This is a genomic window from Gammaproteobacteria bacterium (assembly GCA_029882975.1).
Taxonomy (GTDB): Bacteria; Pseudomonadota; Gammaproteobacteria; order SZUA-152; family SZUA-152; genus JAJDNG01.
In genome coordinates this window covers 21763-47216 of record JAOUJW010000018.1, presented here as the reverse complement: position 1 = coordinate 47216, position 25454 = coordinate 21763, and the positions used below count along the sequence as shown (strand labels likewise).

The window sequence follows — 25454 nt, the reverse complement described above, 5'->3', positions numbered from 1 at the left end:
GCTGCAGGAGTTTCCGTTTTGCCTACATAGGCCCAGGAATAAGGCGGGGGTTTGATTACAAAGGGAAAATATTGACGGGGCTATCAGGGACTTCATCGCAGCTAAGGGGTCACCATCTTGGATGTAAAAAAATCCATTGAGAATACATTGCCATATTTGCGTCGATACGCGCACGCGCTCGTCAGTGATGCGCAGTTGGCTGACGACATGGTGTTTGAGTGTATTGCTTGTCTCACCGACATGACCTATTTGTGGGAACAGCAAGAGGACGGGGCTGCTAAAGCCTGGGTGTTTGGTGTTTTTCATAATTTGCACAACGATTTGATTAACAGTAAGCAACAGCGCCGGTCTTTTTCGCAACACACCGATGCCGCACAATTAAACCTGAACCAACTTACGCCATTGCAGGCCCAAGTATTTCTCTTGGTTGCATTGGAAGGGTTTGGTTATAAAGATGTTGCTACCATATTAAACATTTCCCTAGGTGAACTACTCAATCATATTCACGGCGCTCGTGTATCTTTGCGGGCACAGATGAAAAAGAATCAATTGGTTCCCGCTACATCGGAAGCCGTCTAATGGAAACCACAAACAAGCCCATATCTGTTGCTGAAGTTCACGCATACACTGACGCACAATTAACCGAATCCCAGGCCATTAATGTTGAAGAACGGTTCGTTCGCGAGCCTGGACGTTCGGAGGAAATCCGCGATTATTTACTCATTAACGACAAACTTCACAAGCGGTTCGATTATTTAATTGAAGAGAAGATACCGGATCATATATTGGATGCGTTGTACAGTGGTAAAGCATCGGGGTATTTGCAATCTCATACAGGTAATTCATTGTCACGTTCGCGCAATCTGTTTTCCCTGGAAAGCACTGCGGGAATGGAGTGGTGGTATTCACTGAGAGAGTCGATGTCCTATTACAGTTCTCGTTGGTTACCAAACGCATATTTAGAGCAGCTAAAGAACGTGTGGAAGGGGAAAGAAGCCGAAAATGATGAACCCGCACCACTGAATTTAACAGCACCTCCAGCCCCGGCCAGTCACACGGGACCCAAATCCGCGCAGACCGATGCACACATTGACGTACGAAAAGATGAAGTGCCTGTCATCAAAGATGAAATGCCAGTACACAAAAAAGAAATTCCTGTAGTGGTTCCGGCAGGGGATATTGTGGGCAATAGTGCTGCGCCAGAACCTCCGTACACGGAAAAACCTGAAGCAATAGAATCGCAAGTCTTTCCAAACGTGGAACTAACGGCAGCTTCTGAGCAAGCGCCGGCTGAGTTACACGTAGGGGAACATGACGCGGTTTCCGAACCTGAAACAGTCACCATCATTGAATTAGGACCGCTGCCGGAAGCCATTGAAACCGTAGAAGCTTTGGGTCAACCCGATGCGACTGCAGAAATTCAGTTTGCAGAATCGGTGTTGCCGGCAGATCCGAATTCCACGCCAACGGACAACAATGTTATCGATCTGGATGATGATTCTGTTAAGAATGAAGCTCATGCCCAGGAGTTTGAGGCACCGCTTGGTAGCGAAATAACGATTGGGGCTCAAGAGACCGAAGTACAGGCTGAGACTGAGACCGAAGTGCAGGCTGAAACTGAGACCGAAGTGCAGGCTGAGACTGAGACCGAAGTGCAGGCTGAGACTGAGACCGAAGTTCCGGTGGAGACCGTTCAGGCAGAGGCCGCAGTACAGGCTGAGGCCGAAGCACCACCCGGTACTCGGCAGGATCCTTTGGGACCGACAGAGCCGGTGGAAATTCCGGTGGAAGTAGTTCGCGAAGATCAGAAGAGAGGTGCGAAGGCAGATAACACCGGTGAGAAAAGCCCATACGCTGTTTTATTGGAGCCCCGGCGTATCGTATTGCCGGTCGCAGCTGAGCATATTCGACGGCGACAGGAAGAGCGCGCCTACCGCGATGCAGAAGTTATTGATCATAGCAATAATATATTTGATTCCGTCGGTAAAGCGGTGATGTGGTTAGGAAAGAGCTTTAGTCAAGCTGCGCTTGATCTATGGCAAGCTCTTCGCGCAACTCAGTTGGTACCGGCCATTACTTTTACAGCAGCCGGACTCATTTTGGGGTGGATTCTCAGTGGTGGGGCGGATCAAATGAAAACGGGAGGTTCTAACCTGCAACTGGAACGACTGGTTTTAAATGCCCACCAGTTTTACGCCAAAAACGATCGCTCTTTGATCGAAACTGCGGGCCAACGTTACCAAAATTTGATCTCTTGGCTGGCAAAGCGACTCGGAAAAAATCTTCAAAGTAACGATTTGACAGAGATCGGTTTTAAACGGGTGGGTTCCATCTTGCTGCCTACGGAGGAACAATTTGCCTTATATTCCATTTACGAAAACAGTAAGAAGCAAAAAATCAGTGTGATTATTACTGCCGCCACGATGAGTTCAAAATCAAAACAATGCGTGCAAACATCCCAAGCAATTCCGGTATGTCTTTCCGTGAATGAGGGCTTGAGTTACGCCGTAGCCAGCGATTTAAGTTTAAAGGAAACCCGGCATTTGGCGGATATCATTCAGTACCATTTTTGATCTGAAGAGTTGGCTCATGGTTCGTACTCATAATGTTTGAGGTCTCGCCGCCGGCCGGTGGAACGTTGCACTACCACGCCTTTGACCTCAAAGGGACCATTGAGACTGACGGGGGCGTCTGAGCTGTTTAAGTGCCTGAGTGTGTGTTGCGAATTTTGTCGGGAGTACAGTCCAAACAGTACTTCGCCTTCATACTCCAGAACAGCATACGCACCATCACACAATGGATGGGATGGGTCCACAATAATAATATGGCCGTCGTGGAATTCGGGCAACATGCTGTCGCCAACCACACGTAAGGCAAACGGTTCAGTGGTGTCGGAACAGCCGGGCAGTGCCATGTAATATCCTTCTAATTTACGTTAATCGGTTTGCTGCGGGACAAAGTTTCCTCAGCGACGACGATTGTACTATTCCGGTAATTGTAAATACAGATTGAGTTCTGCGGGCTCCGGGGGTTCGATTCTTTGTCCCGTATATTCGTAGGATTTGAGTTCTTTGATTAGTCGGTGCAGTGATTCCACTGCCTGCGTAGATGGCTCGATGAGTTTTATGCCTGTATCGGTAAAATACGGATTGACGTCAAGTTTACTCCAGATGATACTCGCGCTCATGACCACAGGTTCAATTTTTCCTTGGGCGTTGGGTAATTCCATACTCAAAATAAAGTCTTTATGCACCGCCAAGGGTTTATCACTGATGATCATGGCACCTTCTGTGCTGATATCCACCAAATGACCCAGTAGTTGGCCCGAAGGCTGGGCAAAAACACGCAAATAATACATTAAGTTCCAACGTTCCTGATACCGTACTCGCGCCGGCATGGGATCGGATCTATTCATGAATTTTCCTCAAGTTTTCATCCCCCCGCTGAATATTGTCGTCCGAGCGGACGAGTAATTGAATTTTCTTCTTGGGTTTGGGGGTGGTTGTACAGTAAAACAACAACTTAGAAGTATTTATTCAAGCGCCGGCGAAACTTTATCCGGTCCTCAAGTTCCAACTGACATAGCGCGCTAAAAGAGTTTAAGCCAATGCGTAACTGAGGGAATTGCACTATAATTTACGCGCATTTATACAATGACATAGCTTATGTATGACGATTATTTTGGGTTAAAAGAAACACCGTTTTCCATTGCGCCAAATCCTCGCTTTCTCTTTATGAGCGAACGCCACCGGGAAGCCTTGGCGCACCTGGTCTATGGGGTAAGTGCGGACGGTGGTTTCATCCTGTTAACCGGCGAGGTGGGTACAGGCAAGACAACCATATCCCGTTGCTTGCTGGATCAAATACCGGCTGATTCCAATGTGGCTTTGGTGCTTAACCCGAAGTTGCTGGCGGACGAGCTGTTGGCAACTATATGTGATGAATTGCACATTAAGTATCCGCCGGGCAATACCAGCATCAAGACCTTTATCGATTGTATCAATGAATATTTGTTGGAAACCAACGCTCAAGGCCGTAAAACCGTCGTCATCATTGAGGAGGCCCAGAACCTTACCCCTGATGTTCTGGAGCAATTGCGCTTACTGACCAACCTGGAAACCAATCAACGTAAGTTGATGCAGATCATCATGTTGGGTCAACCGGAGTTGCTGGATATTCTCAGTCAGCCGGAGTTACGCCAATTGGAGCAGAGAATTACCGCCCGGTATCACTTGGTACCATTGTCCCAAAAAGAGACCGTCGATTATGTGGAGCATCGTTTGGGAGTGGCGGGGGCCAGGGAGCGAGATCCCATATTTACCACTACTGCGTTAAAACGAATTTATAAATACACTGCCGGCATTCCCAGGAAAATAAATTTGTTGTGTGACCGTGCTCTGCTGGGTGCGTATGTGCACAATAAGAAGACTGTGGATAGCCAAACAGTGGTCAGGGCGGCTAAGGAAGTTTTTCGCTCCAGTCGCCTGCGGCAATCTCAGGGAGATTCGAAAAATATAGGGCTACAATTGGCTTCGGTGCTGGTGGTGGTATTGGCCGTGGTGAGTATGGGGCTCGCCTTTAAGACGGATATTTTGGCTTTACTGCAGCAGGATTCCTTAAGTCGGGTTTCCGCCGATAGTTTGAAATTGTTGGATAGCCAGCCGGTGGAGGTCAGCAAGTATTATTCATTCAAGGCTATCTTTCGGCAGTGGCAGCATGAGTTTGATTTTGATGGGTCCGATATTTGCCAATATGCGGAAAAAGTGGGTTTGAAATGTTTGCAGAAAAACGGCAATCTTCGTAGTTTACGCCATTTAAACCGTCCGGCTGTACTCACCTTAGTGAATCAAAAAGGTCAAGCTATTTATGTGGCTGTGACGGCTTTGGATAGTCAGTCTGCAATATTATATATTAACGACAATAGGATAGAGATGAAATTGTCGGATGTGGAGTCACGCTGGTTTGGTGACTACACCTTGTTTTGGCGACCGCCCAACGAATACACCGGTGCGGTTTCCCCAGGGGACCGTAGTAAGAATGTGGCTTGGTTAGCGGAACTGTTATCCAAAGTGGACGGGCAAGCAACCACTAAAGGTTCTCAAGCATATAGTGATTATCTGGTGCAACGGTTAAGGGATTTTCAGGTTCAGGCAGGATTGGTGTCAGACGGTATTGCCGGTGCGCAAACCATTATTCATTTAAACACCGCTGCAGGTGCAAAGGTACCTATGTTGATTCAGAAAAAACTTCGCGAATCACCTTTATCGGCACAACCTCATACCGATCCAGTCAGGGAGTATTTTTCAAACCGGATTTCGAAGCAGAACCGCTGGAACAACCGGAACAATAAAAACCATAACGGTCCAAAAGCTTAAGAGGGTCTGCTAGTGTCGTACATTTTAGATGCTCTGAAAAAATCAGAACAGGAACGCGCCAAAGGGGAGATGCCGGATATTAAGGCATTACACAGCAATGCCTATGAGCCTCGCCGTGAAAAACACCCCGTATGGCCCTATGTAATTGGAATCATTTTGTTGCTTAATGTGGGGGTGGTTTATTGGGTAATGTCTCGCCCGACACCCGCGGATGATCCCGAAACCTTGTCGGCTCAGACAACAGAGCCTGACACGGAGACGGAAGCGAATTCAACAACAGAACCGATGGCTATTGCCCCTAGCGTTGCTCAAGTTCGTCAAGAACCGGTTAAACCCATTAAAAAGCCGGTGACAAAACCCTCCGCACTATCTGCATCTACAAACGACAACGTGGTATTTTCTGAGCAACCGCTCAATGTATCTGCTGAGGAGCTACGCCAGGCGCAAAACCCGCAAACCAATTCCGGTTCGGTGGTTTTCGAAAACTCGGGCGCCATTGTTGATGCGGCGGAATTGCCACAACACATTCGAGAACAACTTCCGGCTATTCGTTTTGAAGGTCATGTGTATTCCAGCGTGGCCAAGCAAAGTTCTGTGATGATAAATGGCAGTAAGATGCGGGAAGGGCAGAATATAGGCAGTGATCTTGTTTTGCAGAAAATTACTGTGGAGGGTGCGGTGTTTGCCTTTCGAGGGCACGCTTTTAAATTGGGTGCGTTGCAAGACTGGAATAGTAATAAGTAATTAAACTGAAAATCTCATTGATTTTAAAGAAAAATTACTATTTTGAGATTGGTACCGAGGGTCGGACTCGAACCGACACGGTGTTGCCACCACCAGATTTTGAGTCTGGCGCGTCTACCAGTTTCGCCACCCCGGCATCAGGGCGCCATAGTATAGTGTTGTGACCTCAAGAGCAAGGCGTAATTGCCTGAATTTTGATACTATTGGCCGCCATGCAACGTAGTGACTTCAACTTTGCTCTACCTGAGGAGCAAATCGCCCAATACCCTATGCCTGATCGATCCGCCTCGCGTTTGTTGTGCTTGGACGGAGATAGTGGTCAGTTGCAGGATTCCCAATTTAGACAGTTAGCGGATCTGTTACGTCCCGGGGATTTGCTGGTATTTAATGATACACAGGTAATTCCCGCACGATTATTCGGGCAAAAATCCACCGGCGGCAAAGTGGAGCTGTTGGTAGAGCGAGTGGTTAACCGAAGCCAGTGCCTGGCCCACATTCGGTCCAGCAAGTCGCCCAAAGCCGGTGCAGTGTTGCAATTGGAAGGCGGTATCCAGGCTCAGGTTTTGGATCGCCAAGGCGAATTGTTTCATATTGAAATGCAAGATCACGGTATGGGACAGCGCAGTGTCATCGATTTACTTGAAGCTCACGGTCATATGCCTTTACCGCCCTATATTAAACGGGCCGATGAGGGCGATGATAAAAGCCGATATCAAACGGTCTACGCGAAAAACAAAGGTGCGGTGGCTGCCCCAACCGCCGGGTTGCATTTTGATGAGGTGACGCTGCAAACCTTGAAAGACAAGGGGATTCAACAGGCGTTTGTGACCTTACATGTTGGAGCGGGAACGTTTCAGCCGGTGCGCGTGGATCACTTGGATAAGCATAAAATGCACTCCGAATACATGATGGTTTCCCCGGCGGTATGTGATCGGGTTCGTTCAGTGCGCACTGCCGGTGGTCGAGTGATTGCCGTGGGGACTACGTCCGTGCGTTGCTTGGAATCGGCTTCGCGCAGTGGCGCGATACAGCCCTATGAGGGCGATACGGATATATTTATTAAGCCGGGTTTTCGGTTCAATACAGTGGATGCCATGATTACCAATTTTCATCTGCCCGAATCCACATTACTGATGCTGGTGTGCGCCTTTGCCGGCTATGAACACACCATGAACGCCTACCAGCATGCGGTACAACAAAATTACCGGTTTTTCAGTTATGGTGATGCCATGTGGGTAACACGCCAGGTACAGCAGGGACAATAGGTGCTATCTCAGAAAATTCATCTGACCTTGGTTTTACCCGGCTTAGCCGGGTTGAGTCCGGAGGCGCAACAAGTCCTGGGGACGGCTGTGCCTGATTGTCCGGGTTTAAGTCATTTACTCAGTATTTCCCGCCGACACCGTGGGCAACACTCCCTGGAGCAACAACTACTTAATTGGTTTGCCTGGCCTGCATCCATGGATTGTCCGCTGGCTGCGTTGGAAGTTCGGGGAGAGTTGCCTCAGGCCTACTCAAAGGATGCCTGGTATATGAAACTGACACCGGTGCATATGTTGGCGGATCGGGATCGTTTGGTTTTATTGCCGGGAAAGGAACTCTCTCAAACACAAAGCCAAACCCTGTTTGGAACAATGAATCAACTCTATGCGAACGAACCGTGGCAGCTTCTTCGAGGCCAGTCCGGTGCTTGGTATATTCAATCCAAGCAGGTATATGATGTGCAAACGACGGCGTTAGGGCAGGCTATGGGAGCGGATTTGAACCAGTGTATGCCTCAAGGGCCGGATGGTGCTTACTGGCGTTCGGTGATGACTGAAATGCAAATGCTCATGCATCAGCAATTGTTACTTGAACCGCGACAGGCAGATAGTTATCCCTGTAACGGTGTGTGGTTGTGGGCGCAGGGTATTTTGGGGGCGGGTCCGTCATTGCAGTCATCGTGGACACAGGTTTATGGCGACCACGCTTTACTGCAGGGTCTGGCGACGCTAACAGATACCCCCTTGGCATCCTTGCAACAGGCACAGTCATGGCTACAACAATTACAGCAGCCTTGCTCCATAAACGCCGGTCGACATTTATTGGTGTTGCCCGCACTGCCGTCACTGAATGGGGCGAGCCTGTCAAATTGGGGGGGCTTACTGCAGCAATATGACGAGCAGTGGTTCTGCGGTGTGGATCACGCTGTACAAAAAGGAGCCATCGCCAGTGTGTGTTTGTGGACCGCTGCGGGACAGGAATATCATTGCAAACCCAAACGGTGGCAGCGGATTCTTCCGCGACGGCGCCGGCTTTGGTATGAATACATGACAAGCTTTTGATAATTCGGCTAAACTAGGGCGGTGTTTAGAGACGATGCAGTTATTCCAAATGCGGTAATCAAAAACAACAAGCAATATGAGGCACTGATCTAATGGACATGATTCTGGAAGCAGTGAATAAGGTCAACGGCATCGTCTGGGGTGTTCCCATGCTGGTGCTCATTTTGGGCACAGGTTTCTTTCTAATGGTGGGTTTGCGTTTCATGCCCATTTTTCGCCTCGGTTATGGCTTTCGCATGTTATGGCGCGGTCGTACTGCCGCTGGAGAAGGGGACATCAGTGCGTTTAATGCTCTGATGACATCATTGTCGGCAACAATCGGAACCGGAAATATTGCCGGGGTTGGGGTAGCGGTCTTCGTGGGTGGACCGGGTGCTCTGTTTTGGATGTGGTGTACCGCCTTGGTGGGGATGGCGACCAAATACGCCGAGGCCGTCTGCGCGGTTCGTTTTCGTGATGTGGATGAAAATGGTAAACACGTGGGTGGACCGATGTATTACATCAAGAACGGCCTGGGAGAAAAATGGCTCTGGTTAGGAGTGTGTTTTGCCGTTTTTGGTGCTATCGCCGGGTTTGGAATCGGCAATACTATCCAAGCGCATTCGGTTGCCGAAGCCATGAACGCCAACTTTGGTATCGCGCCGGCATACACCGGGCTGGTACTTATGGTATTGGTCAGTTTGGTGTTGATAGGCGGAATCAACCGCATTGCCGAGGTGGCGGGTAAATTAGTCCCTTTCATGGCAATTGCCTATTTGACGGCCGGTTTAGTGGTGTTGGTCTTTAACGCGGACAAAATTCCCGGTGCGTTAGCCTTGATTTTTCAAAGTGCGTTTACCGGTACAGCGGCTCAGGGCGGCTTTGCCGGCGCAGCCATCTGGTTGGCCATACAACAAGGCGTGGCTAGAGGCGTATTTTCCAACGAGGCGGGATTAGGCAGTGCGCCTATTGCGCACGCTGCTGCCAAAACCGATAATCCGGTGCGTCAGGGTACCATTGCTATGTTGGGAACCTTTATAGACACCATTATCATTTGTACTATTACCGGCTTGGTGATCATCATCAGTGGTTTGTGGACCGGAGGGCAGTCCGGGGCACCGCTATCATCCGCGGCGTTCCAAGCGACTTTACCGTTTGCCGGTGGTGGTACTATTGTGGCATTGGGTATGGCCTTGTTTGCCTTTACTACCTTGTTGGGCTGGAGCTATTACGGCGAGCGCTGTGTGCAATTTCTGTTTGGGCCAAAATCCGTCATGCCGTTTCGACTGTTGTGGGTGTTTGCGGTTCCCGTGGGTGCTTTAGCCGAAATAAAGCCCTTGTGGTTAATTGCGGATACCTTGAACGCTTTGATGGCCATTCCCAACTTAATAGCGCTGTTGCTACTCAGCCCGGTCATATTTACTCTGACCCAGGAATACTTTGCGGACGAAAAGCACCAGAAGGATTAAAGCCTCCACCGTCACACCACAGCCGGTATCTCGCGCCGCCTAAAAATACAACGAAGCACCGTTGTTTTTTCGAGTTGCAATGAGCCGAACAGAACGGGGGCATTGGGTATTCCCCAAATGCCCCCCACCGTTGAGGCGAAAGAGTTGGGGCAACTACCGCAAATCCAAAATACTGCCAAAATGTGTATGGCCGGTACTACCGCCATTCAAATTGGTTAAACTTCCGGAGTCGCGGTCTTGGTAATAGCGTTTCAAGGTTTCCGTCATTACGGGAAACGCCAATTCATCCCAGGGTATTTGGTCGTGTGTGAATAACCGGGTGTCCAGGCTTTCGCTACCTGGACTGAAGTCCAGGTCTTGCAGTTGACCGCGAAACAGAATGTACACTTGGTCGATACGCGGGATATTGTAGACAGCATATAAGCGTAACCGCAGCACTCGGGCATTGGCTTCTTCCAGTGTTTCCCTGGCAGCCGCGGCATCGGTACTTTCCTGGTTTTCCATAAAACCGGCCGGCAAGGTCCAGAGACCGTAGCGTGGTTCTATAGCGCGTTTGCACAATAAAATTTTGTCTTCCCATTCGGGAATACAGCCGGTGACAATTTTCGGGTTTTGGTAATGGATAAGACCGCAATTTTGGCAAATATAGCGGGGCAGATTATCGCCATCCGGAACTTTAAAGCTCACGTCTGCGCCACAATCACTGCAAAATTTCATTCTTGGGCGGTCTTGCGTTTTTTAAATGCGTGAATCACGTACTGGTATTCAAAATGAACCGTAAACTGATCATACATCCATCGGGTTATGGGCGGCTTACCGATAGCGTCGATGACTTGCAGAGGTTCTCCAAATTTTGCGGTCACCTCATCCATGCTCATCCCTCGATCAGGTAACACCACAGAAGGATCGGAGTCTGCGTCCGGGATGGACAATACATCGGCCATAGTATTCATACTGCCGAGTAGTAAGCCCAGCAACACAAACCATTGGATTTTCTTTTTCATTGTTAGCATATCAGCCCCTATATTGGCGGACAGTATGGATATAATAACGCAAAAAGCGTAAATTCCCATCTCTTGATGCTGTGATGGTACTGATATACCTCCCCGCGTTCTAGGAATAATAAATTTCTTTTAATTGTGCCAATATTTCATCGATTCGCTGTACCAAAAAATCTCGTTGTGATTCGGTTAAATCCCGTACCAAATACAAGATTAATTGAATGGTTTGTTGCTCGTTAATTCGTTGTACGGTGGCGTATTTTTCCGTCCAGTATCTGTCTGGGGAAATCAATAATTCTTGCATAATGGATCCAAAATATTCCGGATCATCGCGAGCACTCAGCGCAACTCGGAAGTTTTCCTGCCAGTGCAATCGGTGTTGTATCCACAATTGATTGGCAGGGCGCAAACGCAAACTCCATTTTTCAATGGCTCGTTGTTGTGAGGCAGTCAATTCGCCCACCCAATAACGGGCTTGATCCGCGAACTGGTGGCTGCGCAATCGAGCTTGTTGGCGCACACTGGGCAGTACATATTGTTCCCGTAAACTATTATTTTGTTGCACCAGATTACTGAATAACTCCTGCAATTGCTCTTCCGAGGCGCTTTGTAACAAACGAGTGATATGGGGCGTGGTTTTCGCCACAATATGTGTCCAGTATTGTTCGTAAGCGTCAATTATTTGCTGGATTCTTCGTCCATCCAGATTATCCAGTTCCTCCCTGATCTGAGTAAGGGTATCGATATAACGGGGAATCTGGGTTTGTTTATGCCAGCTCAAATTGGTTTGTATATAGGCGTTGAGTAGATCGGATTGATCCTGGTCCAAAGTGACCAGATCACTTAAATACCACGGTATTATCCAATCCAGATATTTATAGCTGGTTTGGGTGGAGCAGGCCGTTAACGCCAAAACCAAGGCCATGCTGACTACGAAGCCTTTAACGCTGTTAGAGGTTACAGGCAAAGGTGTGCTTACGCATTGACTGCGCTGCAAATTGAGAACATTTTTTAACCAATTGATAATAAACGAATAAATATTTAGCATTTACTGGTCCCGATATTGCAGTGGGTTCGTATCCGCAGTGGGTAAAGCTGTATTATATTGCACATCCAATGCCGGATCACCCATTGGCGGCCTGTATGATCCTCTATTTGTGAACCGAGTCTGAAGCAGGCTATACTGAAACCCTGAAACCACAGTTTGGGGGCATCCTGTGAAACGTTCTGTGAAAAATAGGAATTGGAACTTATCTGCGGCACTGGTGTTGCCATATGCATGGAGTTTCCTGGTTTTTATACTATTGGTTTCCTGTAGCGAGCAGGCGAACACTCCACTTCGCGCCCAGCAAACTTTCTCGGCCGCTGTAGCAGGGGATCTGGCCGGCATCACGGAACGAGTTTCCATCCATACCGATTTAAGCCAAGCTAATAACAATAGCATCAGTTCGGATATTAGTGCGGACGGTCGTTTCATCGTCTTTGACTCCATCGCTAATAATCTAGTTCCCGAGGACAATAACGCGGTTTGGGATATTTTCCTGCGCGACCGGCTTACCGGAACCACAACCCGTTTGAGTCAGGGAATGTCTGCTGAGGCCAATGGCAACAGTTACTTTCCAGCCATAAGTGATAACGGTCGTTTTGTGGTTTTCAGTTCCGATGCCAATAACCTGGTGCCGGATGATACCAATGAGACGGCGGATGTCTTTCTTTTTGATTTATTGCAACAGCAATTGACCCGAATCAGCGTATCTTCCACCGGTGTAGAGGCAGATGGCAAAAACACAGTCCCCATGATCAGTGCCACGGGCGATTTTATTGTGTATCAATCGGTGGCTACCAACCTGATTGACGGACAAAGTTTGTCAGGGATAGAGCAAGTGTATTTATATCATCGCAGCAGTGGTGAAACACAATTAATCAGCGCGAGTAATGGTATACCCGGAAACGGTAGCAGTACCCACGCGTCTATCAATGCGGCGGGCACCTTGGTGGTTTTCGATTCGGCGTCGGATAATCTTCTCAGCGGTGATAGTAATGGCGTGGAAGATATTTACATGAAAAATCTGCAAACCGGTACCTTGGTTCGAATCAGTGACCCGGTAGCAGGGCAGGCAAATGGCGGTAGTACCACCCCGTCTCTCAGTGCCGACGGGTCGGTGGTTTTGTTTCAGTCCAATGCCACGAATTTGGTGGATGGAGACACTAACGGCTTTCGCGATGTTTTTGCTTATCCAATCGACACGCAACAGTTGGAACGTGTTTCCGTCAGCAGTAGCGGTGCACAAGCCGCTAATTACACTTTGGGACGCCCGGACGTCAGTGCCGATGGTCGTTATGTTGTGTTTTATACCGCTGCCGCTTTGGAGACAGGAAAGAATCCTCTTACATGGGACATATTTCTGAGAGACCGCATCAATGCCAGTACGTCTTTGGTCAGCATGAACGATCAATCTATTGCCGGTGACTTCAGCAGTTTCGAGCCGGCTATTTCCGCCGGTGGAAACTATGTTGTATTCGGTTCCGAAGCGGAGAATCTGGTCAGTGACGATAATAACGGAGTATGGGATATCTTCTTGCGCATCATGATCGATGCAAATCAATTACCTGTGGCGGCGGCTGGTGCGGATCGTAGCGTTTATGTGGGGGAAACGGTGCAGTTAGACGGTTCCACTTCCTCGGATCCGGATAACACCGGCCCGTTGCAATTCCAATGGACTCTGGATTCGGTACCAACTGGAAGTTCGGCCGCCTTGCTGGATGCTTCGACTGCAACGCCGACTTTTTTAGCCGATGTTTCCGGTGAGTATATTATCTCTTTAAACGTCAGTGATGGTTTGGATCAAAGCGGCGATCAGGTCATTATTACCGCCAACGAAAATCTACCTCCCAATGCGGTGATCAGCGCCAACGTGATATCAGGATCCAGTCCTTTAACCGTGGTTTTTTCGGCACAAGGCAGCAGTGATCCGGAGGGTTCCCGTTTGAGTTATTCCTGGGATTTTTCCGATCCGGCCAATGGGAGTAACTCCGCAGATCAAGCGCAGGTATCCCACACTTTTACCAGGCCAGGTACTTACACAGTGAGCGTGGCAGTGACGGATGCTTTGGGGAATAGGGATACCGCCAGTGTCACGGTTCAGGTTGAAGCGGCGGCTTTTGCTCCCGGCGCCGATGTAACGACAGGGGCAGCGCCTTTGACGGTACAGTTTTTTGCGAACAGTCCCTATCCCCCTAGAGACAGTATTCACTATCTTTGGGATTTTGGAGACGGCGGTACGTCCACTGAGATGGATCCTGTGCATACCTATGAGTTTGAGGGGACGTACGAGGCTCGGGTTACCATTAGTGACGGGCGCAACAGCATCACCGGTTCCATCACCATTACGGTTACTTCGGCAAGGCAACAAATCACCCTGCAAACGGGTTTCTTACGCGTGGAATCCGACAGTGGAAAAATCAAATGGGTGGCTCAATTTTCACTGGAAAACCCGTTGGCAGCGGATAGCGTGGTGCAAGTGCATGTGGATGGGATATTGATTTTTTCGCAACCACTGGCCAGTTTTCAATCCGTAAGCGAAACAGTATATGTGTACAAGGATGGAAGTACCCGATTGCAGTTGGATCTGAATACGGGAAACTTACGATTGCGACGATCCAATCTGGATCTTGGTTTGTTCGACCCGGGCAATGGGGTGGAGATAACTGTGGATTTTGGGCGGCAGTGGGGGTCGGAGCTGATTTCAGTTCGGGAGATAAGCTTGTGTTCACCTTGTAGGGAGGAGCGCAAAGACGATTCTGATGATCATAACGACTCGTCCAACTCGTCCACGCAGTATACAGAGGTGCAGTCATTTACCGGTTCGAAAAAATCGAAGTCTTGCGCGTGCTCCAACCGCGAACACCGCCACGATAAAAAGAAGAAGGGCGAGTCCGACCACGACGATTCCGCTCATGAGACTGATGAGGAAATTGACAATAAACATCGTTACGAGAATTGTGAGCGGGTGTGGCAATATCGCCTGATGCGAACCCATGCAGATGATAATGAGGACTCTAATCGTCATGACGAGGACCACGACCGTGACAGTGACCGGGATCACAAGCGGAGCGATAGTGAACGGGCGTTATCCGAGAAAGATGGTGGTCTTGGTTAAAGCTTTTGCTTTAAAGGCCAACCAGTGATTTGGCGTTGTGTATTGCTTCTTTTGCAGTTTGATGGATGAGATTCAAGGAATCAGCCGACAGCTTTAAAGTCTTATAGCTGGGGCTGTCTTCTGGTTTTCCTTCACCGTTAGAGTCGTTGAGACTAAGCAAGGCGGCCAGTTTGAGAATATGAGCGCTGGTTTGGTGTGCGCTGCAATGCTGCGGGGCGTGATAACAGCCTATAGGAGCATGTAGTGCTTCGGACGTACGCCACTTTTTTAGCAGGGCGGCTGATATTTGATTGCAGCTGAATCCCAGAGTCTGTTGTTCCTCCTCAAAACCACCTTTGCCTTGTAGCAATGCAGCAGCTTGATCGGGTGCATATAAAAGCAGGATGAGTTTGCCGATGGGTGTCAGTAAACCGGCGGTAAAAAGTTGGGCAGAAACCGCTGCTTCACCACATTGCTCCGCCACGCTTTTTGCGTAGCAGGCAAAACGTATGGCATCGTTCCAAAATGTGTTCATGTCCATGAGTTTCTCTGGGACACCAAAAAATATTCGAGTCACCGAGCTTGCCAACAATAGTTGCTGCAATGAATCAATGCCAATGATGGCGATGGCTTCGCGCACCGTGTCCACCGATTGTTGGCGTCTGTACCAGGCACTGTTGGCCAGTTCCAGGGTGCGAGCTGACAATCCCGGTTCATGACTAATAATTGAATTGATGATTTTTAACGACTTGTTTTGCGCCACGGCGTCATTAAGTCGAACAATCGCTTCAGGTAATGAAGGCAGTTCCGGGTTGTCGATTAACTCCTGCAATTGCATACATCAAACTCCTTCTGATGCCGTCGATATTCGAACGTGTGTGTCGTTGGTTTGTGCCTATTTAGTTTTGCTCAACAGTTTTTCCACATCCGTTCGAACTGAATCACTGGCAGCCAAGTATCTATTTATCAGTTTAGATAAATTTTTTACCAGTGATTGTAATTTTTCCTGTTCTGACAATAATTTGGGATTATGGGTGGCAGCTCGCGCAATGGCATAGATTACGGAAGGAGTCGTGCCGTACAATGTACACAACTTATCCAATTTTTGTTGGCCCAATCCTTCGATACCTCGTTCAAATTTTGATAGGGCACCTTTATTTATGCCGGTCATGTTTTCAATGTCGGTTAAACTGAGACCGCGTGCCCGTCGCAGCGCAAGAAGAGTTGCTCCTACCGTCATAGTTTTACTGAAGCAACTGTAGTGCCAGGTTGAGTTAATCTCAACCTGTGAATGTAGTATATGGGGAAGGGGTGGTAAGAAACCGTCGCGCCTGTGAAAGGCTTTAACATATCCGAGTGTTGATGCTGTCTTTCATGGGCCAGCATTTTGATTTATTTTAATGGAAAAAGCAATGCTGACTGTTTTGGTGTGGCATTTTGGGACGATTATAACCTCAGAGGACTGCAAGTCAGGTGACGCTGTTTCCGGTGTATATATTAACTGATGTTGGGAGTGGCCGATGGAAAGTTAATTGGAGTACCGTTTCAGGACGCGGCAGTGCGATCATCCCGGTCCTTTGTGATTAACAACCGGACTAATTTATCTTGGGGTAGAGGTTTGCTCAATAGAAAACCCTGAACGATATCGCAATTCTTATTGCGTAAGAATTCCAGTTGTTGTTTGTTCTCGACTCCTTCGGCAATGACTTTTAGATTCAAACTGTGTGCCATGGCAATAGTCGCGGCAACAATGGATGAAACGCTGTTGCTATGAGGCAGTTCTTTAACAAACGACTGGTCTATCTTTAAATAGTCAATGGGGAATCGAGTTAAGTAACTGAGCGAGGAGTAGCCGGTACCAAAATCGTCAATGGCGAGTTTTATGCCCAGTTGCTTTAGTTCCTGCAGAATATTAAACGTTTTATCCAAGTCGCTCATGACAGTGTCTTCCGTGATTTCCAGTTCCAGTATTTCAGAACTGATTTGTTTCTCCAACATGGCTTGGCGAATTTTCTCCACCAGGTTGCCTGTATTGAAATGATGTGCGGAGATATTGATGGCGACACGAATCAGGGGTATGTTGTTTTGGATACGGTTGTGTATTTGTTCAATGGTTTTGGATACTATCCAATTCCCTAAGGGCACCATCAGGCCGGTGTTCAATGCCAGGGGTAGAAACTTATCCGGTGTCAACAATCCCAGCTTGGGGTGGTTCCAACGAACCAGAACTTCAGCACATACTATGGTGTTTGTTTGTAACTCGAATTGAGGTTGATAATACAGTTCCAGTTCGTCTTTTTGAAATGCGTGTCGTAAATCGTTTTCCAGAACCAGTTGTGACAGGGTGGTGGCATCTATATCTTTTGAGTAATACAGGTAGCCGCCTTTGCCCATAGATTTCGCATGATACATGGCCGATTCCGCATATTTCAATAAATCACCTGCGTTACGACTGTCGCTGGGAAAAAGGGCAATGCCCAGGCTGGCAGTTATATTGATCTCATGGCCGCCGATTTTGAAAGGCAAAATAACCGCATTTAGCAGCGACTTGGCCAGTGGATTCACAATGTTGACCATATTGTTACTGGTTGGGATGTCGGACATGATTACAACAAATTCATCACCACCAAAACGCACCAGGGTATCGGTTTCGCGTATACAATGTTGAAAACGTCCACCCAGCAGTTTTAGTATATTGTCTCCTGATGATTGCCCCAGGGAGTCGTTAATTGCTTTGAAACGATCAAGATCAATGAGCAGGATGGCGATCTGGGTGTGATCCCTTCTGGCCCGCTGCATGGCTTGTTCCAGCCGGTCTGATAATAGTTTTCGGTTGGGTAAACCTGTTACCGAATCATAGTTGGTTTGCCGATAGACCCTGTCTTCCCAATCGGCATTGGTCAGGGCGACGGCGATTCGGTCCGACAGTTCCCGAGCGTGCTGGAAATCATACTGATCAAAATCCACTTCTTCATTGTATGCAACCACGGCGGTGGCATGCAGTTCATTTTTCAAATAAATGGGGAGCATGACCAGGCATCGTGCACCCTCATAACTAAGATCCTTTAGAAACAGAGGGAATTCGTTTGTGTTACGAACAAAAATGTAACGGGGATTACGTTGCAGCAATTCGGTTTCCGCAGTGCTGAGGGCGACGCTGGCGTGATAGATGGATATTTTGGCCGCTTCGTTGTTTAGTTGCGTACTGGTTCTATAGATCAAGCTTTTGTCAGCTTCCGTAATATCTTTTATTCGATCCATTACGGTTTCGACAATATAGTTGGCATCCAGCGAGGAGAGCATGATCCTGTCAATTTCAGCAACGATCTGTAGACTTTTGAACTGCGTGTCCAGTTTTTTTGCCATTTTGTTAAAGGACTGTGCCAGGTCTTCAAACTCATCACCACTGTGAATTTCCACATTCGCGGTGAATTTGCCTTCGGAAATCTCTTGTGTCCCTTGTTTCAGTTTTTCCAAAGGAATGAGGCTTTTCCGAATCTGATGGCTGCTCAACAAGCCAACTAGTAATATGGACAGCGCTATCAAAGGTGGAAACAAGTTTTGAAATCGTTTTAGAGGTTTTAGTATGCGAGCTTTGGGGGTCGACAACACAATGGTCCAATCCGGGCTTTGGAAAGCGCCTTTGAGAAACAGCGGTCGGACATAGGCGGTGTATTCCATATCACCATAATCCCAATCAAAGGAAGAGTGGGTCTGCGCTGCAGATAACACGGCCGGTGTTTGATCCTTTATCAGTTTAATATTGTTTGTACAGAATAGAATTTTGTACAAATGATCGAGAATGCATACTTCCGTGTCCGAGGGCAAAAAGTGATCGATATCCCAAAGATAAGATGAGCTAATATGGGTAACCAGTAATTGGCGACCGGGGTTAACTTGTTTTATTAAGTAAAATTCTCTGTCACCGTTCTCATTGATCTCCGATACCAGTACATGGCCGCCACTACTCAAACGGTTATGTTCACTTATGGATAAAGGTGGTAAATCCGGTTTGTCCCCCAAGAGTTGCCAGCTTTTACCTTTCTTATGTAAGCTGATATTGCTGAAGAGCCGGTCCAGGAGACGGTCTTGTTGTATTTTCTTTTGTATTGTACTTTGCTCGGATTCATTTGTTATTTGCAAAGTATTGAAGCGGTCCGTGACTGTTGCCATGTTTTGTAGTTTTTCAAATAAACGCAGTCCAATGGCTTTACTGCTTTGGTGCAAAAACTGAGTGCTTTGCTTATCAATAAGCACACCGATTTGTTTATAAGTCATTAAGGTGAGTACGCTTACAGGAACCAATGCGGATAAGACGAACAGAATAAACATTCGTCGTGTGACTTTGCTTTGGAATAGCGTGATGTTAAAGCGCATGGCTGGAATACTAGTAATCTGAGGCCAAACCTATGTATTTTCCATTATTGGCCCTGACAATATCGTCCAAGGCACGTTGAGCGGAAAAATTGGAGGATGTGACACCATCTTTGCCGACGCTGTACAGATCATAGTCGGAATTGACGGGATTGAGATTGCGATCTTTTCTTAAAGGGCCAACACCGGTGGTGACGGTGCTTATATTGAGGTAGCGGTAATTGTTACCCCATGGGTCTTGGTAGGTGTCAAAGCCTATATCTGTCAGGGAATTCGGGAAACTGCTGGTTTTGAGATAATATTGTTCGATCGCTTGGGACACTTTCACTAAATCCGCTTTGGCAACAGCGATATTGCTGCTGTCCACATAGTCCTCGTAGGCGGGGATGGCGAATGCCACAATAATGGCCATTATGGCCAAAACTATCATTAGTTCAATTAAGGAAAAACCTCTGGACATCATAAAATCCCAATAAATAGAAAAGCTTAGAACGATGATGGTTGGCAAGCTCCAACGAACCGGTGGCCGCCGGTTCTGTCACGTTTTCTTATTTCATCAGTTCTAATAACGGATATGTGAAATAAATCTTAAGTGGTATCTGGGATCGGAGGTCGAATAATGAAATTTATTGAAAACAGATAGTTAACGGCTCTTCTATTTTTCTTGAAGTCGGGGAATGAGCATGGCCAGGTTGCAAGGGGAGGTTCGGTGATCCAACTGAGCTTCGATTAACTCATCCCAGGCGGTGGTGCAGGCGCCGCTGGAACCCGGCAGGCAAAATACATAAGTACCGTTGGCTACCCCCGCCAGGGCGCGGGACTGTAGCGACGAGGTTTTAATGTCGCGATAGGAGATGGAACGGAACAGTTCGCCAAAGCCTTCGATGGTTTTGTCTAATAATACAGCAATAGCTTCAGGTGTGCCGTCACGACCGGTGACGCCGGTGCCGCCTGTGCTCACAACGACGTTGACACCGGCCGCTGCAATCCAGGCAGATACCACGGCGCGAATCTGATAAATATCGTCTTTGACAATTTGTTTGTCAGCCAAGTGGTGTCCGGCCTGTTGCAGACGCTGAACCAGAAGACGACCGGATTTGTCATCCGCATCATTTCGCGTATCAGACACAGTGAGAACGGCTATGTTTAGCGGGATGAATTCTTTGCTCATGTTATATTCCTGGTCGGAGTCGTTTATTATACGCGCTTACACGCAGATAAAACCAGACAGACAAAACCAATCCGGCAAAATAAGGAAGTACGGAGCGTATGGAATTTACCATTGTTCGCAGGAAAACCGGCAATAAAAATATAGTCTTAGATTCGCACCCGGTATTGAACCGGGTGTATCAATCACGCCAGGTGGAATCACAACAGGAATTGCAATCTTCACTACAGCAGCTGTTGCCCCATGAGGCTTTGGGTGGCTTAAGCGCAGCAGTTGCGTTATTACGCCAGGCATTGGATCAACAACAGCGGGTGTTGGTGGTGGGGGATTTTGATGCCGATGGTGCCACCAGCACCGCCGTGGCTGTACGGGCCTTGCGATTGTTTGGTTTGACATCAGTGTCTTATTTGGTACCCAATCGGTTTCATTTTGGCTATGGTTTGACAGAGGAAATCGTTGATCTGGCCCGGGATTATACGCCGGACTTGATCATAACGGTTGACAATGGCATCTCCAGTCACGCAGGTGTGGAACGGGCAAAGGCCTTGGGGGTTAAAGTGTTGGTGACGGACCATCACTTGCCCGCAGCAACCTTGCCGTCGGCAGACGCTATTGTGAATCCCAATTGTATGGGCGATGCATTTCCCAGCAAGTCTCTAGCCGGGGTGGGTACTATATTTTATGTGATGTTGGCCTTAAGAGCGTCACTGAGGGAGTGCGATTGGTTTCGTCAAAAAGGGCAAGTGGAGCCTAATCTGGCGCAACTTCTGGATCTGGTGGCTTTGGGTACGGTTGCCGATGTGGTCGCGTTGGATAGGAACAATCGAATTTTGGTGGCGCAGGGTTTGGCCAGAATACGAAAAAACCGCTGTTGCGCCGGGATTCAGGCATTGATCCAGGTGTCCGGTCGACGTCAAAACAGTGTGGTGGCTGCGGACTTGGGTTTCGCCCTCGGGCCTCGTTTGAACGCAGCGGGACGCATGGAAGATATGTCCATCGGTATCGAATGTTTGTTAACGGATAGTCCGGAGCAGGCCTTGGCCTTAGCGCGGGAGCTGGACCGCTTAAACCAGGATCGCAAACAGGTCGAATCGCAAATGAAGCGCGATGCGATGGAATGGTTGCAGGACATGCATCTGGGGGAGGAGCAGGATTTACCTTTGGGTCTGTGTTTATACGACGGTGCCTGGCATAAAGGGGTTATCGGAATCCTGGCATCAAGAATCAAAGATGAAGTGCATCGACCGGTGATTGCTTTTGCTGATGTGAGTGATAAGCCCCAAAATAGTTTAATTCAGGGATCGGCTCGTTCCATTAGCGGCGTGCATATACGCGATGTGCTGGATGCGGTGGCGGCTCGAAAACCTCATTTGTTGAAAAAATTTGGCGGCCATGCCATGGCGGCCGGATTGACTCTGGAGCGGCGGGCCTATGAGGAATTCTCCAAAGAGTTTGCTGCTGAAGTGGGGCGCCATATCAGCCCTGCTGACATCGGCCATACTGTAATGACTGATGGCGAGTTACCGCTGGAGTATCTGAACCTGGAACTGGCTCGCCTGATTAAGTTCGGTGGTCCCTGGGGACAGGCTTTTCCGGAACCGCTGTTTGATGGTGAATTTGAATTACTGGAACGGCGGGTGGTGGGTGAAAAGCATCTAAAATTGAGATTGCGACCCAGTCAAGGTAAAACAGAGTTGGATGCGATCGCTTTTGGTGTGACCGATGAACACTGGCCTTTGCAAGTGCAAAAAGTGTTACTGGTCTATCAATTGGGAATCAATGAATACAACGGCAAAGTCTCCTTGCAGCTGTTGGTGCAACATATTAGGCCTCTGGAAGGGGGGCGCCCTGCCGGGACCGCAGTAAGGCGGGAAACCCTTGAGACGGTTTAGTGGTGTGTGCAAGCCTTTATGAATGCAGCGCGCTGGTGTATGATTGCCCGTTTTTGTTATTGACGATATCACTATGATAGAAACTGCATTAATTCATGCGCGTATTAAAGATATGACCGCCAGGGTGGATGCCCTGAGGGGGTATCTTTGACCTGGATACTAAGAGCGAACGGCTGGTTGAAGTAACGCGGGAGCTGGAAGACCCGAAAATATGGAACGATCCGCAAAGAGCTCAGACATTGGGCCGGGAACGTGCCCAACTGGAAATTGCTGTTACCGGCTTGACCCGCTTACAAAAAGGTTTGCTGGATGCCTCGGAGTTACTGCAACTGGCCGATGAGGAAGGGGATGAAGATACCGTAAACTCGGTGGTCGCCGATTTGGATTCCTACGAGACAGAATTGGATTCCTTGGAATTTCGCCGCATGTTTTCCGGTGAAATGGATGCGAACAGCGCTTTTTTGGATATCCAGGCGGGTTCAGGCGGAACCGAAGCGCAAGATTGGGCGGAAATGTTGCTGCGTATGTATTTGCGCTGGGGTGAAAAGCGTCGCTTCAAAACCGAATTGATAGAGGTTTCCGAAGGGGAGGTGGCGGGTATCAAAAGTGCCACAATTCGCTTTGAAGGAGAATATGCTTTCGGTTGGTTGCGTACTGAGACGGGAGTACATCGGCTGGTACGAAAATCTCCTTTCGATTCCGGAAACCGCCGCCATACTTCTTTTGCATCGGTATTTGTATCGCCTGAAGTGGATGATGATATTGATATTGAAATCAATCCCGCCGATTTGCGCATCGATGTATATCGCGCCTCCGGTGCCGGTGGTCAGCATGTTAACCGTACCGAATCGGCTGTGCGTATTACCCATATACCCACCAATGTCGTGGTGCAATGCCAGAACGATCGTTCCCAGCATAAAAATAAAGCCACTGCTATGAAACAATTGAAGGCCAAGTTGTACGAGTTGGAAGTGCAGAAACGCAATATGGACCAGCAGGCGGTTGAAGACTCCAAAATGGATATTGGCTGGGGCAGTCAGATACGTTCGTATGTGCTGGATCAGTCGCGCATAAAGGATTTACGAACAGGAGTGGAGACAGGCAACACCCAGGCAGTATTGGACGGTGAATTGGATCAATTTATCCAAGCCAGTTTGAAAAGTGGTTTATAAGTTGTAAACGATACCTTCACCTTTAAAAAGAACAGTATCAAAAGAATTAGAGACTATGACAGACGAAAACCAGGGCAATAAATCCGAAGATAACCCCATCAGCGTTGAGGATACAAATAAACTCATTGCCCAGCGTAAGCAGAAACTGGCTTCCCTGCGGGAAGAAGGTGGTGCTTACCCCAATACATTTCGTCGGGATTCACTTGCTGCGGAGATACACGATCGTTACGAAGCCGGCAGTGACGAGGATTTGGAACAGAATCCGGTTCGAGTCAGTGTGGCCGGGCGCATGATGACTCGGCGAATCATGGGCAAGAACAGTTTTGCCCATATTCAGGATATGACGGGAAAGATTCAATTGTACATATCCCGCGATGTATTCGCCGAAGGGTTTTATAATCAGCAATTCAAGAAATGGGATATAGGTGACATCATCGGTGCTGAAGGCACGGTGTTTCGCACCAAGGCGGGCGAGTTATCCATTCGTGTGGACCGAATTAAGCTGCTGGTAAAATCCTTGCGGCCGTTACCGGAAAAATACTATGGGTTGTCGGATACAGAAACCAAATACCGCCAACGTTATTTGGATCTGATCATGAATGAGGAGACGCGAAGAACTTTTCGCATCCGCTCTGCTGTGATCAATTTCATGCGGACTTATTTGAATGAGCATCAGTTCATGGAGGTGGAGACGCCCATGATGCATAGCATCCCCGGTGGAGCTACGGCGCGACCGTTTAAGACCTTTCATAATGCTTTGGATATGGAATTGTTTCTACGGGTTGCTCCGGAACTGTATTTAAAACGCCTGGTGGTGGGTGGGTTTGAGCGGGTATATGAGATTAACCGTAATTTTCGTAATGAGGGCTTGTCCACGCGCCATAACCCCGAATTTACCATGGTGGAATTTTATCAGGCTTATGCCGATTACCAGGATTTAATGGATCTAACCGAGGACATGCTGCGTTCCATGGCACAGCATATACTAGGGACTACCCAGGTGTCCTACCAGGGTGATAGCTATGATTTTGCTTTGCCATTTGCCCGCATGACAGTGCTGGAGTCTATTTTGCATTTTAACCCGGATTTACAGCAATCGCAGTTAAACGATCTGGACAGTGCCAGAGGGGTCGCTGAGTCCTTAGGTATTCCGCTGAAGTCCACCTACGGTTTGGGTAAAGTTCAAATTGAAATATTTGAGAAAACCGTAGAGCATCGATTAAAAAATCCTACTTTTATTACGGCTTATCCAACGGAAGTTTCTCCATTGGCGCGTCGTTCGGACAGCGACCCTTTTGTAACGGATCGGTTTGAATTTTTTGTGGGTGGTAGAGAATTGGCTAATGGTTTCTCCGAGTTAAACGATCCGGAAGACCAGGCTGCCCGCTTTCGGAAACAAGTTGAGGAAAAAGACGCCGGTGATGACGAAGCTATGCACTACGATGAAGACTATATAGTTGCACTGGAACATGCCATGCCGCCGACCGCCGGAGAGGGTATTGGCATTGACCGCTTGGTGATGTTGCTGGCAGACGCGCCTTCCATTCGGGATGTATTGCTGTTCCCGCATATGCGTAAATTGTGAGATGAAACCGGGAAACGGCCCCCGGTTTTGTAAAATTTGAGTTTCTTAAATGCGGAATAGTCTCTAGACACTGTTGCAGGTGTCTTATTTATAGTCAGTTTTGAACTTTTCGTGTAGCAAATTCTTCATTTCCAAGAATTTGGTTATTTCATAGCACTTACGTAAATCTTTGCTATCTTTAGTAGCAATGTTTCCAAATTCCGCACATCAACCCATACAATCTCGTAGCAGA

General features: G+C 48.1%; 21 protein-coding genes, 1 tRNA gene and 1 pseudogene. 11 read left to right on the top strand and 12 right to left on the bottom strand.

Features of this window, described 5'->3' with window-relative positions; all coding sequences use genetic code 11:
• Positions 1–117: 117 nt before the first annotated feature.
• Positions 118–579, top strand: a complete 462-nt coding sequence (locus OEY58_13835) for an RNA polymerase sigma factor (protein ID MDH5326532.1) — start codon at positions 118–120, stop codon at positions 577–579.
• The gene (locus OEY58_13830; GenBank protein ID MDH5326531.1) at positions 579–2573 is read left to right on the top strand and encodes a hypothetical protein; all 1995 of its coding nucleotides are present in this window, start codon (positions 579–581) and stop codon (positions 2571–2573) included. The genes OEY58_13835 and OEY58_13830 overlap by 1 nt, the downstream gene beginning before the upstream one ends.
• Positions 2574–2587: 14 nt before the next feature.
• Here the strand turns inward: OEY58_13830 and OEY58_13825 are convergent, their stop codons facing one another.
• Both OEY58_13825 and OEY58_13820 read right to left on the bottom strand, forming a co-directional pair.
• A complete protein-coding gene (locus OEY58_13825) occupies positions 2588–2914 on the bottom strand; it encodes a S24 family peptidase (GenBank protein ID MDH5326530.1) in 327 nt (108 codons plus the stop codon).
• Positions 2915–2983: 69 nt separating this feature from the next.
• Entirely contained in the window at positions 2984–3415 is a 432-nt protein-coding gene (locus OEY58_13820) for a PilZ domain-containing protein (GenBank protein MDH5326529.1), read from the bottom strand.
• Between the two features lie 250 nt (positions 3416–3665).
• On the opposite strand from OEY58_13820, the gene OEY58_13815 reads away from it, so the two are divergent.
• Entirely contained in the window at positions 3666–5375 is a 1710-nt protein-coding gene (locus OEY58_13815) for an AAA family ATPase (GenBank protein ID MDH5326528.1), read from the top strand.
• A gap of 12 nt (positions 5376–5387) precedes the next feature.
• Positions 5388–6119 carry a general secretion pathway protein GspB gene (locus OEY58_13810; protein ID MDH5326527.1) on the top strand — a complete coding sequence of 244 codons (732 nt, stop codon included), beginning with the start codon at positions 5388–5390 and terminating at the stop codon, positions 6117–6119.
• A gap of 49 nt (positions 6120–6168) precedes the next feature.
• On the opposite strand, the gene OEY58_13805 is transcribed toward OEY58_13810, so the two are convergent.
• Positions 6169–6255: transfer RNA gene (locus tag OEY58_13805), tRNA-Leu, on the bottom strand.
• Between the two features lie 76 nt (positions 6256–6331).
• Here OEY58_13805 and queA point away from each other — a divergent pair.
• The 3 genes from queA to OEY58_13790 all read left to right on the top strand — a co-directional run bounded on the left by queA (position 6332) and on the right by OEY58_13790 (position 9891).
• Positions 6332–7384 carry a tRNA preQ1(34) S-adenosylmethionine ribosyltransferase-isomerase QueA gene (gene queA / locus OEY58_13800; GenBank protein ID MDH5326526.1) on the top strand — a complete coding sequence of 351 codons (1053 nt, stop codon included), beginning with the start codon at positions 6332–6334 and terminating at the stop codon, positions 7382–7384.
• Positions 7385–8443: a hypothetical protein gene (locus OEY58_13795; GenBank protein MDH5326525.1), complete on the top strand. Its 1059-nt coding sequence runs from the start codon at positions 7385–7387 to the stop codon at positions 8441–8443. It begins immediately after the preceding gene.
• A 92-nt stretch (positions 8444–8535) separates the two neighbouring features.
• A complete protein-coding gene (locus tag OEY58_13790) occupies positions 8536–9891 on the top strand; it encodes a sodium:alanine symporter family protein (protein MDH5326524.1) in 1356 nt (451 codons plus the stop codon).
• A 153-nt stretch (positions 9892–10044) separates the two neighbouring features.
• Here OEY58_13790 and OEY58_13785 read toward each other — a convergent pair whose 3' ends face one another.
• The 3 genes from OEY58_13785 to OEY58_13775 form a co-directional block, all read right to left on the bottom strand.
• On the bottom strand, positions 10045–10608 hold the full coding sequence (locus OEY58_13785) for an NUDIX hydrolase (protein ID MDH5326523.1): 564 nt from the start codon (positions 10606–10608) through the stop codon (positions 10045–10047).
• Positions 10605–10904 carry a hypothetical protein gene (locus OEY58_13780; GenBank protein ID MDH5326522.1) on the bottom strand — a complete coding sequence of 100 codons (300 nt, stop codon included), beginning with the start codon at positions 10902–10904 and terminating at the stop codon, positions 10605–10607. Before OEY58_13780 ends, OEY58_13785 begins: the two co-directional genes overlap by 4 nt.
• A gap of 100 nt (positions 10905–11004) precedes the next feature.
• Complete coding sequence (locus OEY58_13775; protein ID MDH5326521.1) at positions 11005–11940, bottom strand: DUF6279 family lipoprotein; 936 nt, start codon at positions 11938–11940, stop codon at positions 11005–11007.
• Between the two features lie 169 nt (positions 11941–12109).
• Here OEY58_13775 and OEY58_13770 point away from each other — a divergent pair, with 169 nt between their 5' ends.
• Entirely contained in the window at positions 12110–15052 is a 2943-nt protein-coding gene (locus OEY58_13770; protein ID MDH5326520.1) for a PKD domain-containing protein, read from the top strand.
• A 10-nt stretch (positions 15053–15062) separates the two neighbouring features.
• Here the strand turns inward: OEY58_13770 and OEY58_13765 are convergent, their stop codons facing one another.
• From OEY58_13765 to moaB, 6 genes and pseudogenes are all read right to left on the bottom strand, one after another.
• Complete coding sequence (locus OEY58_13765; protein ID MDH5326519.1) at positions 15063–15869, bottom strand: HDOD domain-containing protein; 807 nt, start codon at positions 15867–15869, stop codon at positions 15063–15065.
• Between the two features lie 57 nt (positions 15870–15926).
• Complete coding sequence (locus OEY58_13760) at positions 15927–16271, bottom strand: helix-turn-helix domain-containing protein (protein ID MDH5326518.1); 345 nt, start codon at positions 16269–16271, stop codon at positions 15927–15929.
• Between the two features lie 305 nt (positions 16272–16576).
• On the bottom strand, positions 16577–19408 hold the full coding sequence (locus OEY58_13755; protein ID MDH5326517.1) for an EAL domain-containing protein: 2832 nt from the start codon (positions 19406–19408) through the stop codon (positions 16577–16579).
• A gap of 10 nt (positions 19409–19418) precedes the next feature.
• A complete protein-coding gene (locus tag OEY58_13750) occupies positions 19419–19793 on the bottom strand; it encodes a type II secretion system protein GspG (GenBank protein ID MDH5326516.1) in 375 nt (124 codons plus the stop codon).
• Positions 19770–19868, bottom strand: a pseudogene (locus OEY58_13745) (prepilin-type N-terminal cleavage/methylation domain-containing protein). The gene OEY58_13750 and the pseudogene OEY58_13745 overlap by 24 nt, the downstream one beginning before the upstream one ends.
• 192 nt (positions 19869–20060) lie before the next feature.
• Positions 20061–20576, bottom strand: coding sequence for a molybdenum cofactor biosynthesis protein B (moaB, locus tag OEY58_13740; protein ID MDH5326515.1), 516 nt, complete (start codon positions 20574–20576; stop codon positions 20061–20063).
• Between the two features lie 98 nt (positions 20577–20674).
• On the opposite strand from moaB, the gene recJ reads away from it, so the two are divergent.
• The 3 genes from recJ (at position 20675) to lysS (ending at position 25222) form a co-directional block, all read left to right on the top strand.
• The gene (gene recJ / locus OEY58_13735; protein ID MDH5326514.1) at positions 20675–22465 is read left to right on the top strand and encodes a single-stranded-DNA-specific exonuclease RecJ; all 1791 of its coding nucleotides are present in this window, start codon (positions 20675–20677) and stop codon (positions 22463–22465) included.
• A gap of 73 nt (positions 22466–22538) precedes the next feature.
• Positions 22539–23637 (top strand): peptide chain release factor 2 gene (gene prfB / locus OEY58_13730; protein ID MDH5326513.1). Its coding sequence is split into 2 segments (ribosomal slippage): positions 22539–22613 and positions 22615–23637, totalling 1098 coding nucleotides; the frame shifts between segments, so codons are not numbered across the junction.
• Positions 23638–23692: 55 nt separating this feature from the next.
• A complete protein-coding gene (lysS, locus tag OEY58_13725) occupies positions 23693–25222 on the top strand; it encodes a lysine--tRNA ligase (GenBank protein MDH5326512.1) in 1530 nt (509 codons plus the stop codon).
• Positions 25223–25454: the final 232 nt, after the last annotated feature.